Below are 14,373 nucleotides of genomic sequence, written 5' to 3' on the forward strand. Positions count from 1 at the left end.
ATGCGGTCATGCCTTCCAACCTGCGTACTCGCGCTGTGCGCCTGGCGATGGCATGTACAATTTCCGCGGATCTTCGCGCGGGAAAACGCATGCAACCTCGCTTCGCTTTGTTGGCACTGGGCTTGCTCGCGGGAAGCGCATACGCGCGCGACACCGCGGTCGATGGCATCGTCTACGAAGAACGCGACGGGCGCGCCGGCCGCAGCGCCGATGAGCCGGGGGTGGCCGATGTGGCGGTTTCCAATGGCGAGCAGATCGTGCGTACCGATGCGCAGGGCCGCTACCGCCTGCCGGTACGCGACGGGCAGGCGGTATTCGTGATCAAGCCTGGCGACCGCCGCTTTTTGCCCGCCGCCGATGGCCTGCCTGCATTCTGGCGCCACTACGCACCGCGTGGCTCGGCCAAGCATCAATACGGCGGTGTCGCCGCGACCGGCCGCAACACGCACAACTGGGATTTCGCGCTGACGCCACGCGCAGACACCGCGGCCGATGGCTTCCAGATGCTGGTGTTTGCCGACAGCCAGACCGCCAGCCTTGCCGACGTTGGCTACTACCAGCGCGACATCGTGGAACCGATCATCGGCAAGACCACCGCCAGGCTGGGCACCACACTGGGGGACATCGTCAGCGACGATCTGAGCTTGTATCCGGCCTTGAACAAGGTCACCACGCAGCTGGGCGTGCCGTGGTTCCATGTGCCGGGCAACCACGATCTCAACCTGGACGCGCACGACGATGCGCAGTCGCTCGACAGCTGGCACGCAGTCTACGGCCCGGACACCTATGCGGTGGAAGAAGCCAATGCCAGCTTCGTGTTCCTGGACGATGTGATCTATACGCCCGGCGGCAGGCAGGCCTACATCGGTGGCCTGCGCGACGATCAATTCGCGTTCCTGCAGAATTACCTGGCGCAGCTGCCACGCGACCGACTATTGGTGCTGGGCATGCATATCCACCTGTTCGATGCAGTGCCGGGGCAGGAAACCTTTCGGCATGCCGATCGCCGCCGCCTGTTCGCATTGCTGAAAGAGTTTCCGCACGTGTTGGTGCTCAGTGGTCATAGCCACACCCAGCGCCAGGTGGATCACGGTGCCGACGAGGGCTGGCAGGGTGCACGACCGCTGCACGAATACAACGTGGGTGCGGCCTGCGGTGCGTTCTGGTCGGGTGCCAAGGATGCCGACGGCATTCCCGATGCGACGATGAGCGATGGCACTCCCAATGGCTATGCGGTGCTGCAGGTTGCGCCCAGCGGCAGCTACACGCTGGCTTATCACGCTGCGCGCGCGGCCGACGATGCGCAATTGCTGCTGCACGCGCCCAAGGTACTGCGCAAGGGCGCGTATGCGGCGTGGGGCGTCTACGCCAATGTTTTCATGGGCCAGGACGACACCTTGGTCGAGATGCGCATCGATAACGGCCCATGGCAGCCGATGAAGCGGGTAGAGCGTGGCGATCCGCGTGTGCTGGCAGAGAATGTGCGTGATGATGCGGCCGACGCGTTGCGCGGTTACGACCGCTCGCCGGAGGCCACGCCGTCTACGCATCTCTGGCGCGGTGCATTGCCGACCACCCTGGCGGTGGGCGAACACACCGTCCAGGTGCGCGCAAACCTACCCACCGGGCAGTACAACGCCAGCACCGTGTACCGCCTGCAAACTGCTGAGCCCTGAGGCGGTTAACGATGTCGGTCGTCCAACGCCGCCCTTCTGGCACCGGGAGAGGGTGCCCCAAAGGGATGGATGAGGGTGCACACAGTGCCTGACATCGCCCAATACTGGGGTTGGGGTATCTGGCGCCAAGAAAATCTAGATCGCACCAAGCGATTGCTGGTGACGTTGTGTAGCGGCTCTTGAGCAACGATACGGAACCATGTCGTCGTGATCTCGGCACGGACAGAAGCGCGGCTGCGATAGCGCGACGGTCAAGCATGTGTCAGCTGCGCAGCAGTCTCCTGATCGCCACAAACACAAACGCCTCCACAAGGGAGGCGTTTTGGGATCCGGGCTGGCAGGCGTTGGCGCGCTGGCGAAGATCGTGCTGGCTGGCGGTTGCTGGCTGGCTGGCTGGCTGGCCGGGCGAGTGTAGCGAGGCCCGGTTGGTGCTGACGAAATGAGAATTAGTCTCAGCACCCGCTCTGGGTTATCGATTGGATGCTGCAGGTGCAGCTGGGAGCGTGCTTGAGGGCTTTGCGGTTGCCGGGGTATTCGAACGCGGCACGTCGCTCACCGGCGCAGCGTCCGCTGAGTCGGTTGAATCCACGCCCTGGTCCGACGCGGCATCCATCTCCACCGGCGGATACGGATACGCCACCGCCGGCCCCAGATGCACGCCCGCACGCCAACGCGCCAGCACTGGCGCGATGCGCTTGCCCAGCGATTGCTGCGGCAACGAGGGGAGCTCGCCTTCCTGCTTCTCGCGTGCGGTGATGGCGGCCTTGGCAATGTCGAATGCGGCCAGCGGGTCGTCGCTCTGGTTCATCGCATCGATCAACCATGCCTGCCCAAAATAGGTGGCGTTGGAGGTATTGCCGCAGCCGAACGAGGGCCGGTCGGCACGCGCAGCGGTGAGGATCAGCGTTTGCGGCGAACGCAGTGCGGGAATGAAACCTCCCGAATAGCAGGCCGACAGCACGATGATGCGATTGTCGATGCCGGCATCGTCCAGCGCCTGGCGCAGATCCTGCGGGCTGATGAAATCCTCTTCCTTGTCGTCGACCTGCACGTACAGGCTGTGATCTTCGGTACCGTGGGTGGTGACGAACAGCAACAGCGCGTCTTCCTTGCGATCCATGCGCTTGCCGATCGCGGCCAGCGTGTCGTAGAGATTGTCGTAGGTTGCCAGCGGAGCGTATGGATGCTCGCCCAGATTGTCCGGGTTGTTGACCAGCGTGACCACGCGCCCGCGCGCATCGAAGCGTTGCTCGAACAGCTGTTTGAGGTAGAGCGTCTCGTTGCGGAAGACATCGTCGCTGGCATCGCCGGCAAAACCGACTACGTACAGATCGGTGACGCCGGGGCGCTGCGGTTGCAACGCTTTCAATGCGTGCGCCAGAGCGGCCTGATCGACCGGATCGCCTGCATCGTGGCTCTCGGCAGGCTGGGCCTGCAGCGCAGCACCAGCGTCCGGATGGCAGCCGGCCATCAACGCCACCACGACGATCAGCGTGGAAAGTCGTCGCCATACTGCATGTGGTGCGAAAGGGGAAGGCAGCGACATGGCGCGCGCAGAAGTCCAGGAAAGACGGGTGGGGTGGCCGAGCGCGGTGCCCGCAGTGCAGGCCATTATCCCGTCAGATAGCTGCATGCGGCGCGTCGCAGCCGGAGCATATCAGCGGCCTGCGCGGCGCCAACCACCGATTGCGCTCAAACGGCAACGAGCGCAATCGGCTTGCAGATCGTGCTTACAGCACCAACTGGCTAAAACTCTCCACGCGCTGGTGACTGCCGACATCGTCGGCCGAACGCGGCGTGGGATAGTCCTCCCGGCGGTCCAGAAGCGCGGTGCGCATGCCGGCACGTTTGGCGGCATCGAGCTCTTCGATCACATCCGACAGGAACAGGATCTCCGGTCCCGGCACGCCAATGCGCTCGGCGATGCGGCGGTAGCTGGCGCTTTCGCGCTTGGGGCCGACTTCGGTGTCGAACCAGTCGGTGATCAGTCCGCTCAGGTCGCCCGCGTCGCTGTGCGCGAAGAACAGTTTCTGCGCCGGCACCGAGCCGGACGAATATACGTACAGCGGAATGCCCGCCGCGTGCCAGGCTTTCAACTGGATCGCCGCATCGGCGTAGATATGCGCAGTGAAGTCGGCCGTCTTGTAGCCGTCGCCCCAGATCAGGCCCTGCAAGGCCTTGAGCGCGGTGTGCTTGCGGTCCTCGTCGATCCAGGTCTGCAGCGTGGTGATCAGCACCTCGTCCGGCACGTCCTCGCCGATTTCATCGGCCACCTGGTTGAGCCAATGGCGCACCTGCGGATGATTGCCGTGTTCGCGCACGTAGGCCGGCATGGCGCGGCGCGCATACGGGAACAAGACGTCCTTGACGAACGAAATGCTGCTGGTCGTACCTTCGATATCGGTGAGGATCGCTTGCGGTCGTGTCATCGTCAGCTGGCCTTGTGAGGTTTCTCGGGGGCGTAGCGGGGGAATTGTTTGGCGATTTCGGTGCCGGTGAAATGTCCGACCCAGCCGTCCGGCTCGGTGAAGAAGCGGATCGCCACAAAGTGCGGCTCCGGCCCCATGTCGAACCAGTGCAGGGTGCCGTCAGGCACGGCAATCAGGTCGTCCTTGACGCATTCGATCTCATAAACCTTGGCATCGACGTGCAGCGTGAACAGGCCTGAGCCGGCGACGAAGAACCGTACCTCGTCTTCCTTGTGGAAGTGCTCGTCCAGAAACTTGGCGCGCATTTCTTCGCGCTTGGGGTTGTCCGGCGCGATGCTGACCACGTCCACGGTCTTGAAGCCGCGCTCGGCGCTGATGCGATCGATATCGGCACGGTAGGCGTCCATCACCTGCTCGGGCGTGGCGCCCGGTTCGACCGGCGCGCTGGCATGCCAGCGTTCGAAGGTCACGCCAATCTTCTGCAACTGAGCGGCGATCGCATCGCCGTCGCGGCTATCGAACTCGGGAGTGGCGGGATTGGTGTCGGCAAAGATACGCAGTCGGCTCATGGCGGTCTGGCTCACGAATGGGGGACGGACAGTACTCAGCGCGTGCCGCGCAGTTTCAGCAGTTCGAGTTCGCAATGCAGCAGGAATTCGAACGCTTCCAGGTGACGACGTGCCTCGGCCATGTTGCGGCCCCAGGCATACAGGCCGTGTCCTTCGATGAGATACCCCCACATGCCCTGTTTGTCCAGCAAGGCATCGACCTGCGCGGCCAGCACCTGCATGTCCTGGGTATTGGCGAACACCGGCACTTCCACTGCGGTTTCGTGGGTGGTGTTGCCATCGAAGGCCTTGAGCAATTCGTAGCCTTCGAGCCGAATCACACCGCTGCCTGCATACAGGCGGGAGGCAATCGTCTGCACCGGCGAGTGCGTATGCAGCACGCAACCGATCTCCGGGAACCGGCGATACAGCTGGGTGTGCAGCAGGGTTTCGGCAGACGGGCGCAACGGGCGGCCGACGGCCAGGCCATCGAAGTCCACCACCATGATGTCTTCTTCGACCAGGCGACCCTTGTCGCGGCCGGAGACGGTGATGGCCGCGTGCTGTTCGTCCAGACGGTGGGAGAAATTGCTGCTGGTCGCAGGCGTCCAGCCGGCATGGGCCAGCTCGCGGATATTGGCGATCAGCAGGTGCGCCAGCTCGTGCAGACGCGTGGTGCTGTAGGGCAGGGGGGCAGTGGTCGCATTCATGGACCTATTCTACTGCGCCCCCGGTGCATGGGCAGGTGCAGCGCAGCAGGCATCGTCCTGCCGCGCCAGACGCCCGATCATGCGTGGGCTCAGCGGCCGTCGCGCAGACGGCTGTGGCGATACCCATAGCCGAAGTAGATCACCAGCCCGACCAGCGTCCACAGGCCCATCAGCATCCAGTTGTGCAGCGTCATCGCCGACAGCAGCGCAAGGCAGCTCAACACGCCGGCGCTGCAGATCAGCCAGGCGGCCGGCATGCGGAACGGACGCGGCAGTTCCGGGTGCGTGCGACGCAGGATCAGCACGCCGGCGCAGACCGCCGCGAAGGCGATCAGCGTACCCATCGACGTCAATTCGCCCAGCACATCCAGCGGGAACACCGCTGCCAGCAGCGCGATGCCGACACCGGTGATGACGGTATTGACATGCGGGGTGCGGTACTTGGGGTGGATGCGGGTGAAGATCGAGGGCAGCAGGCCATCGCGCGCAATGATCATGAAGATGCGCGGCTGCCCGATGATCATCACCAGCACCACCGATGACAGCCCGATCAACGCGCCCACTTCCACGACCACGCGCAACCAGGTCAGCTGCGGATGCGCCGCCACCGCGGTCACCACCGGCTCGTCGGTGCCGAGCAGGGTGTACGGCACCAAGCCGGTCATGACCGCCGCCATCGCGATGTAGAGCACGGTGCAGATCACCAGCGACAGGATCATGCCGATCGGCAGGTCGCGTTGCGGGCGATGCGATTCCTGCGCCGCCACCGACACCGCTTCGAAGCCGATATAGGCGAAGAACACCATCGCTGCGCCGCGCAGCACGCCTTCCATGCCGTACTTGCCCGGGCCTTCGTTGGCCGGGATGAACGGGTGCCAGTTGGAGGTGTCCACGTATTTCCAGCCCACCGCGATCACCAGCAGGATCAAGCCCGTCTTGAGGATCACCATGGCCATGTTCATTGCCGACGACTTGCGGATGCCGACATAGCACAGCCAGGTCAGCAGCAGCACGATCCCGGCCGCCGGCAGGTTGGCGATCGCCCCGGTGGGTTGCAATTTGCCATCCAGCGGCGCGCTGACGAATGCGGCCGGCAGGTGGATGTCGAAATGCTCGAGCAGGCTCAAGAAGTAGCCGGTCCAGCTGACCGCCACTGCCGAGGCGGACACGCCGTATTCCAGCACCAGCATCCAGCCGATGAACCACGCGGCCAGCTCGCCGAAGGTGGCGTAGGTGTAGGTGTAGGCGCTGCCGGAGACCGGCACCATCGCAGCGAATTCGGCGTAGGCCATCGCACAGAACGCACAGCACACCGCTGCGAGCACGAACGAGAGCATGATCGCCGGGCCGGCATGGTCGGCCGCCGCCTGGCCGGTGATGACGAAGATGCCGCCGCCGATCACCGCGCCGATTCCCAGGGCGGTCAGCCCCCAGGGGCCAAGCGCGCGTTGCAGGCCCAGCCCGTCGGCCGCCTCATGGCTGGCGTGCGGGTGTTTGGTGGCCCAAAGTTGTTTGAACATGAAGCGGTTCCGGCTTGGCGCTACGCGCGGTCATTGAACAAGAAGACCGGCGTCGCGCGCCGGTCTTGAGAGAAGCTTAGGCCCGTTTCGCGAGGCGACTGTGGTGGATGCCGTAGCCGAAGTAGATCGCCAGGCCAATCACGGTCCAGCCCACGAACACCTTCCAGTGTTCCTGGAAGGCCTGGAAGAACAGGAACAGACAGGCCAACGCGCCCAGGGGACAGATCACCATCGCCAGCGGCACCCGGAACGGGCGCGGCAGGTCGGGCTTGGTGAAGCGCAGCACCAGCACGCCGGCGCAGACCGTGGCGAAGGCGAGCAGGGTACCCATCGAGACGAGTTCGCCCAGCACGTTCAACGGGATCACCCCGGCCAGCAGCGCGGCGACCACGCCCACGAACAGCGTGCCGACGTAAGGCGTGCGGAATTTCGGGTGCACCTTGCCGAACAGCTTGGGCATCAGCCCATCCTTGGCCATGGTGTAGAAGATGCGCGGCTGCGCCATCAGCATCACCAGCACCACCGACGACAAGCCGGCAATGGCACCGATTTCCACCGCGGTCTTGAGCCAGGTCAGTTGCGGGTGGGCTTCCAGCGCGGTGGCCACCGGCTTGGCGGTGCCGAGCTGGGTATAGGGCAGCAGGCCGGTCAGCACCGCGCAGACGATGATGTAGATGACGGTGCAGATGGCCAACGACACCAGGATGCCGATCGGCATGTTCTTCTGCGGATCCTTGGTTTCGCCGGCCGAGGTGGAAACCGCGTCGAAGCCGATGTAGGAGAAGAACACGATGGACGCGGCGCGAAATACCCCGTCCCAGCCGAACTGGCCAGGGCCGGTGTTTTCCGGGATGAAGGGGTGCCAGTTCGCCGGGTCGATATAGGAAATGCCAAAGCCCACGAACAGGCAGATCACCACGACCTTGATCGCCACCACGATCGCGTTGGCGAACGCCGACTGGGTGACGCCGACGTAGCACAGGATGCTCACCGCCGCGACGATCAGCACGGCCGGCAGGTTGACCACATTCCCGGAGCTGACAAAGCCGTGGCCGTTCCAGGCCAGCGGCGCACCCGCCAACTCTGCGGGGAACGGCACCCCCAGGGTGCCGGTGATGAAGCTGATCAGGTAGGCAGACCAGCCGACGGCAACGCTGGACCCGGCGAACAGGTATTCCAGCACCAGACACCAGCCGATGAACCAGGCGATGCCTTCGCCGAGCGTGGCGTATGAATACGAATAGGCGCTGCCGGAGACCGGCATCATCGCGGCGAATTCGGCGTAGCACAGGCCGGCGAAGGCGCAGGCGATACCGGCGAACACGAACGACAGCATCACCGCCGGGCCGGCGTGATTGGCCGCGGCCTGGCCGGTCAGCACGAAGATGCCGGCGCCGATCACCGCGCCGATACCGAGCATGATCAGATGCTTGGCTGTGAGGGTCCGCTGCAGCGTCGCTTCGCCTTGCAGGCTGCCTTCGACCGGTTCGCCTGCATCGACGTGGCCAGCGGGCTCGATCGGTTTGACCCTCAACAGAGACTTCAGCATTCGGTACATCCCTAAGTGGCAAAGCTTGAAGGCGCGGGCGCCCGGACGAATTGGTGCGCCGCATCCCGGTGGGACAGGCAAGCGGCCTACCTTGCCAAAGCTACACGCTCACGACAAGCGCGTACGCAGCATGAATGGCGATAATGGCCGCCTGGCCCGCACCGGGCGACCGAGAACGACAGATGGTGGATGCAACCCTGCAGCAACAACTGGCGGCGTACCGCCTGCGTTGGCCGGAGGAGGCCGCGCTGGCCGAGCAGTTCGCGCAATTGCTGGACGATGCCACCGACCCGTTCGTGCGCGAGCGTGTCGAAGGTCATTTCACTGGCTCGGCGTGGGTGGTTAGCGCCGACGGCACACGCACCTTGCTGACCCATCACCGCAAGCTGCAGCGTTGGCTGCAGCTGGGCGGGCACGCCGATGGCGACCGCGATCTGGCGCAGGTGGCATTACGTGAAGCGGAGGAGGAATCCGGACTCGTCGGCTTGCGGCTGGCCGACGGAGAGTTGTTCGATCTGGACCGTCACTGGATTCCGGCGCGCGGGGATGTGGCGGGGCATTGGCACTTCGATGCGCGCTACGTGGTGCTGGCCGGTGCGGACGAGGCGTTCAAGGTCAGCGAAGAATCGCTGGCGCTGGCCTGGCGCCCGATCGCCGAGCTGCTTGCCGATCCCGAGCTCGATCCATCGCTGCGGCGGATGGCGGAAAAGTGGCTGGCGAGCCGGGCGTGGTGATTCAGGATTCGGGATTGGCAGAAGCGGTGGGCCGGCGCCCATCCACCTAGCGGGCCATGTCTGCTCCCACAGCGTGGTTGGACCGATGAACCCACCGGCTGCGGCGAACCGCTGTTACCAATGCCGAATCCCGATTCCCAAATCCCGCTCAATACAGGACCCGCGTCCGCAAGGTGCCGGTGATCTGTCCCAGCTCGTCCTTCAGCACGCCGGCAAGCTCCTCGCTGGCGCTGACATCGATGACCACATAGCCCACCTTGGGGTCGGTGCGCAGGAACTGGCCGTCGATGTTGACGTTATGGCGCGAGAACAATTCGTTGATCTGCGACAGCACGCCCGGCACGTTGCGATGGATGTGCAACAACCGCAGGCTTTCAGCGTGCTCGGGCAGGGTGACCTCCGGAAAGTTCACTGCCGACAAGGTGCTGCCATTGTCGCTATAGCGCACCAGTTTGGCGGCGACCTCGATCCCGATGTTGTCCTGCGCCTCCAGCGTGCTGCCGCCCACGTGCGGGGTCAGGATCACATTGTCGTGCGCGGTGAGCGGCGATTCGAACGCATCGCCATTGCCCTTGGGCTCGATTGGAAAGACATCCACCGCCGCGCCGCCGATGTGGCCGGAGGTGAGCGCCGCATCCAGCGCGTCGATGTCGATGACGGTGCCACGCGAGGCGTTGATGAGATGCGCCCCGGGTTTCATGCGGGCGATTTCAGGCGCGCCGATCATGTCCTTGGTCGACGGGGTTTCCGGCACGTGCAAGGTGACCACGTCCGAGCGCGCCAGCAGGTCGTCCAGGTCGATGGCCGCGCGTGCGTTGCCCAACGACAGCTTGGTTTCGATATCGTGGAAGATCACCTGCATGCCCAGCGCTTCGGCCAGCACGCCGACCTGGGTGCCGATATGCCCGTAGCCGACGATGCCCAGCACCTTGCCGCGCGTTTCGTGGCTGCCGGCGGCCGACTTGGACCAGCCGCCGCGATGGCATTGCGCGTTCTTCTGCGGAATGCCACGCAGCAACAGGATCGCTTCGGCGATGACCAGTTCGGCCACGCTGCGGGTATTGGAGTAGGGCGCGTTGAACACCGGGATGCCGGCCAGCTCGGCCGCGTCCAGGTCCACCTGGTTGGTACCGATGCAGAAGCAGCCGACTGCGATCAGGCGCTTGGCATGCGCCAGCACCTCGGCGCTCAGCTGGGTGCGTGAGCGGATGCCCACAATGTGTGCGTCGGCGATGCGGGCGATCAACTCGTCTTCCGGCAGCGATTTGGCGTGCAGTTCGATCTGCGAGTAGCCGGCGGCGCGGAACACGTCCACGGCGGTCGGGCTGATGCCTTCCAGCAACAGCACGCGGATGTCCTGCTTGGGAAACGAGGTTTTCTTCGGCGACATGGGGGAACGCAATGCAGCAATCGGGCCGGCAACTATGCCAGATGGGGTGCGCGATTGGGTGGGCGCGATGTGGTGTTCGCACCGGCGAAGCCCTTGCGGCGCAACGGTTTCAGCTGAATCCAACGCTGCGTCGGCCGTGAGTGCGCCGGCTGGACGATGCAGGCCGGCGCTGGCACGCTGTGCGGTTCCTACCGCAGCGCCGCGTGCCATGACCGATCCCCGCCTCCTTTCGTTGCAACAGGCCGTGCCTGCGTTGCGTGTGAAGACCGACCCGGCCGACCTGGAGCATTACGGGCGCGACTGGACACGCCGCTGGACGCCGAACCCACTCGCGATCGCCTTGCCGGGCTCGGTGGAGGAAGTGCAGGCGGTCGTGCGTTGGGCAAATGCGCAAGGCGTGGCGGTGGTGCCGTCGGGCGGGCGCACGGGCTTGTCCGGCGGCGCAGTGGCGGCCAACGGCGAATTGGTGTTGAGCCTGGAGCGTTTGAACAAACCGCTGGATTTCAACGCAGTGGATCGCACGCTCACCGTGCAGGCCGGCATGCCGCTGGAAGCGGTGCACAACGCCGCGCGCGAGCATGGGCTGGTGTACCCCGTAGATTTTGCGGCGCGCGGTTCGTGTTCGATCGGCGGCAATATCGCCACCAATGCCGGCGGCATCCGGGTGATCCGCTACGGCAATACGCGCGAATGGGTGGCCGGGTTGAAGGTGGTCACCGGTGGCGGCGAGTTGCTGGAACTCAACAACGCGCTGGTCAAAAATTCCAGCGGCTACGACTTCCGCCATCTGATGATCGGCTCCGAAGGCACGCTCGGCATCGTGGTCGAAGCCACGCTGCGGCTGACCGACCCGCCGCCGCCCAGCAACGTGATGTTGCTTGCGTTGCCCTCGTTCGAAGTGCTGATGCAGGTGTTTGCCGCGTTTCGCGCGCAGTTGCGCCTGGAGGCGTTCGAATTTTTCACCGATCGCGCGCTGGAACATGTGCTTGCGCATGGCGCGCAGGCGCCGTTCGCTGAGGTTCACCCGTATTACGTGGTCACCGAATTCGCCGCAGGCGATGAGGCGCAGGAGGCGGCTGCGATGGCGGCCTTCGAGACCTGCATGGAGCAGGGCTGGGTCAGCGATGGCGTGATCAGCCAGAGCGATGCACAGGCCGCGCAACTGTGGCGCCTGCGCGAGGGCATCACCGAAGCGCTGGCGCGCTACACGCCGTACAAGAACGACGTGTCGGTGCGCATCTCGGCGATGCCGGCGTTCCTGGCCGAAACCCAGGCGTTGCTGCACGATGCGTATCCGCATTTCGATGTGGTGTGGTTCGGCCATATCGGCGATGGCAACCTGCACATCAACGTGCTCAAGCCCGATGGCACCAGCCAGGTCGATTTCGTTGCGGCCTGCGATCAGGTCACCAAGTTGCTGGCGCAGGCCCTGCAGCGTTTCGACGGCAGCATTTCCGCCGAACACGGCATCGGCCTGGTCAAGAAGGCCTATCTGTGGAGCACGCGCTCTGCCGAGGAAATCGCCCTCATGCGCGGCATCAAACATGTGCTCGATCCTCATCTTTTGCTGAATCCCGGCAAGCTGTTCGAGATGCATGACGCACCTGCCAACACGCCCGCCGGTTAGTCTTCCCGCACCTTCACACGGAATCGATCAGCCCATGATGCGCTCCCTCGTGTTCTGCGCTTTGACGCTGCTGCCGCTGGCAGCGTTCGCATCCAGCCTGGCCGGGACGTCGGCAGGTGCCTCGTCGGCTGGCTCGTCCAATTCGTCCGGCAGCAGCTCCGGCGACGACAAGGTGGTGGCCGACGCCCGCGAAGATGCGGCCGGTTTTGTTGCCAGCGATGGCGTCATCCGTGGTGCGCGTCTGGAAGCGGCGTTGCTGCAGTTGCGTAGCCGTAGCGACGCTGCGCGGCTGGCCAGCGACCTGGAGCTGGCGCAGTCCATTCTGGCCCGGTGAGTCTGCGCCGGCGGTGCGGCTGGCTGCTGCTGGCCGCCTTGGTCGCACCGCAGGCGCAGGCCGAATTGTTGGTCGAGGTGGTTCGCTCGGACTTGCCTGCGGCGGAGATCGAAGCAAGCAACGCGCTGGTGCAGTTGGTCGCACGGCGATTGCCGCAGGGCTGGACGCAGCGGATGGCCGCCCCGATCCAGCTGCAATGGCGCACCGATCTGCCGGCGCAGGTACACGGCCGTGCAATCGGCAATCGCATCCTGCTCGATCGCGCGCTGCTGCAGGCGTGGAGCGCGCAATCCGACGACGCACGTTCCGATCAAAACGCAGCTGCCACGCGCGCGGCGATGGCAGCGCTCATACACGAACTTGCGCATGTGTTCGATCGCGGCGCACGCAGCGCGTGGTCGCGCGATCGGCGCCTGCGCGACCTTGCCGGCTGGCAGGTGCGGCCGTGGCGGGTGGGGCGCAGCGACAATCGGTTCAGCGACCGCAGCCCGGACGAATACGAACGCCGCAGCCCGGCCGAGTTCGTTGCGGTCAATTTCGAGCATTACGTGCTGGACGCCGACTACACCTGCCGGCGCCCTGCGCTGGCGGCCTGGTTTGCGCAACGCATCGGTCCGCCGCAGGGTGTTACGCCCTGCGAGACCGCGCTGCCGTACCTGCAGGCCGACAACGACGCCGGTGCGATGTCGTTGCTGACGCTGGATCCGGCTCGCGTGTACGCGGTGGACTATCTGCTTGCCGAGGGTAACGAGCAGCCGATGAGCCGCTGGGGCCATAGCATGTTGCGCCTGGTGATCTGCGCACCCGGCCGTGCGCCGGGCCCCGCATGCCGGTTGGATCTGCAATACCACCGCGTGCTGTCGTTCCGCGCGTTCGTGGGCGATGTGCAGATTTCCAGCTGGCGCGGGCTCACGGGTTCGTACCCGTCGCGGCTGTTCGTGCTGCCGTTGAACCAGGTCGTGGACGAATACACCAAGGTGGAATTGCGCGCCCTGTCGTCGGTGCCGCTGGCCCTGACGCCCGACGAGGTCGCGGCCCTGCTCGAGCGCGCCGCGCAGGTGCATTGGAGTTACGACGGGCGCTATTACTTCATCGGCAACAACTGCGCGGTGGAAACCTACAAGTTGCTGCATGACGGGGTGCCGCGTCTGGCTGCAGCGAACTTGTCCTCGATCACGCCGCGCGGTCTGCGGCAACGATTGCAGCGTGCCGGCATCGCCGATCTGCAGGTGCTGGACGACCCTGCACAAGCCATCCGCCAGGGCTATTACTTCGAATCGGCGGCGGCGCATTACCAGGCCATGTTCGACGTCCTTCGGCGTGGCATCGCAGTGCCGCAAACAACCGTCGCGCAGTGGCTGGACGCCGCGCCCGAGGTGCGCGCGCAATGGTTCGATCGCGGTGGTCTGCGCGAAACTGCAGCGGCATTGTTGCTGGAACAGGCAGCCCTGCGTCGAGAGGAATTGCTGGCGCGCGATGCGCTCAAGCGCCTGTTGCAACCGGGCATGGGCGCGCGCGACGCGGTGCAGGGACAGCTGCAAGCGCTGTTCGCGCGCCAGGCGCAACTCAGTCATCCGGCGGTGCTGTTGGGCAGCGCGGGGTATGGCTTGCCACAAGCGGACGAGCAGCAACAGCTGAGCGCGCGCGTGGCGCAGGAAAGCGCGGTGTTGGTCGATGGCTGGAAACAGCTGCAGCTGGCTGGACGCCAGCAATTGCCAGCCAACGTGCGCACGGGATTGCAGCAGGGCGAAGCGAATGTGGAGCGTTTGCGCGCGCGCCTGCGCGTGCTTGCGCGCGGTGATGCCGCCGCCGACAAAGCGCACTCGGAGGTGCGCATCCCTATGCAGGTGCAATAG

General features: G+C 65.0%; 12 protein-coding genes. 5 read left to right on the forward strand and 7 right to left on the reverse strand.

The genetic code is table 11. The features are described 5' to 3' along the window. The first annotated feature begins 89 nt into the window (after positions 1-89). Positions 90-1,676: a calcineurin-like phosphoesterase family protein gene (locus J7396_RS00635; RefSeq protein WP_209260808.1), complete on the forward strand. Its 1,587-nt coding sequence runs from the start codon at positions 90-92 to the stop codon at positions 1,674-1,676. Positions 1,677-2,145: 469 nt separating this feature from the next. Here J7396_RS00635 and J7396_RS00640 read toward each other — a convergent pair whose 3' ends face one another. The 6 genes from J7396_RS00640 to J7396_RS00665 form a co-directional block, all read right to left on the reverse strand. Next, positions 2,146-3,222, reverse strand: a complete 1,077-nt coding sequence (locus J7396_RS00640) for a C13 family peptidase (RefSeq protein WP_057680759.1) — start codon at positions 3,220-3,222, stop codon at positions 2,146-2,148. Positions 3,223-3,406: 184 nt separating this feature from the next. Next, positions 3,407-4,105, reverse strand: coding sequence for an acireductone synthase (gene mtnC / locus J7396_RS00645; RefSeq protein ID WP_008571450.1), 699 nt, complete (start codon positions 4,103-4,105; stop codon positions 3,407-3,409). 2 nt (positions 4,106-4,107) lie between these two features. Then, complete coding sequence (locus J7396_RS00650; RefSeq protein WP_008571451.1) at positions 4,108-4,674, reverse strand: acireductone dioxygenase; 567 nt, start codon at positions 4,672-4,674, stop codon at positions 4,108-4,110. 35 nt (positions 4,675-4,709) lie between these two features. Continuing rightward, positions 4,710-5,363, reverse strand: a complete 654-nt coding sequence (locus tag J7396_RS00655) for a methylthioribulose 1-phosphate dehydratase (protein ID WP_008571454.1) — start codon at positions 5,361-5,363, stop codon at positions 4,710-4,712. An 89-nt stretch (positions 5,364-5,452) separates the two neighbouring features. Next, a complete protein-coding gene (locus J7396_RS00660; RefSeq protein WP_209260809.1) occupies positions 5,453-6,883 on the reverse strand; it encodes an amino acid permease in 1,431 nt (476 codons plus the stop codon). A gap of 76 nt (positions 6,884-6,959) precedes the next feature. After that, complete coding sequence (locus J7396_RS00665) at positions 6,960-8,432, reverse strand: amino acid permease (RefSeq protein WP_164738791.1); 1,473 nt, start codon at positions 8,430-8,432, stop codon at positions 6,960-6,962. Positions 8,433-8,575: 143 nt separating this feature from the next. On the opposite strand from J7396_RS00665, the gene J7396_RS00670 reads away from it, so the two are divergent. Next, positions 8,576-9,166 carry an NUDIX hydrolase gene (locus J7396_RS00670; protein ID WP_209260810.1) on the forward strand — a complete coding sequence of 197 codons (591 nt, stop codon included), beginning with the start codon at positions 8,576-8,578 and terminating at the stop codon, positions 9,164-9,166. 148 nt (positions 9,167-9,314) lie between these two features. Here the strand turns inward: J7396_RS00670 and serA are convergent, their stop codons facing one another. Next, on the reverse strand, positions 9,315-10,556 hold the full coding sequence (gene serA / locus J7396_RS00675; RefSeq protein WP_071118607.1) for a phosphoglycerate dehydrogenase: 1,242 nt from the start codon (positions 10,554-10,556) through the stop codon (positions 9,315-9,317). A gap of 208 nt (positions 10,557-10,764) precedes the next feature. Here serA and J7396_RS00680 point away from each other — a divergent pair, with 208 nt between their 5' ends. The 3 genes from J7396_RS00680 to J7396_RS00690 are packed head-to-tail and all read left to right on the forward strand — an operon-like array spanning position 10,765 to position 14,373. After that, positions 10,765-12,183 carry an FAD-binding oxidoreductase gene (locus J7396_RS00680; RefSeq protein WP_071118606.1) on the forward strand — a complete coding sequence of 473 codons (1,419 nt, stop codon included), beginning with the start codon at positions 10,765-10,767 and terminating at the stop codon, positions 12,181-12,183. Positions 12,184-12,217: 34 nt separating this feature from the next. Further along, positions 12,218-12,517 (forward strand): DUF2388 domain-containing protein, encoded by a 300-nt coding sequence (locus tag J7396_RS00685; protein WP_008571460.1) that lies wholly within the window; start codon positions 12,218-12,220, stop codon positions 12,515-12,517. Next, positions 12,514-14,373, forward strand: a complete 1,860-nt coding sequence (locus J7396_RS00690; RefSeq protein WP_209260811.1) for a DUF4105 domain-containing protein — start codon at positions 12,514-12,516, stop codon at positions 14,371-14,373. Before J7396_RS00685 ends, J7396_RS00690 begins: the two co-directional genes overlap by 4 nt.

Source organism: Xanthomonas sp. A1809 (genome assembly GCF_017746015.1).
Lineage (GTDB): Bacteria > Pseudomonadota > Gammaproteobacteria > Xanthomonadales > Xanthomonadaceae > Xanthomonas > Xanthomonas euvesicatoria.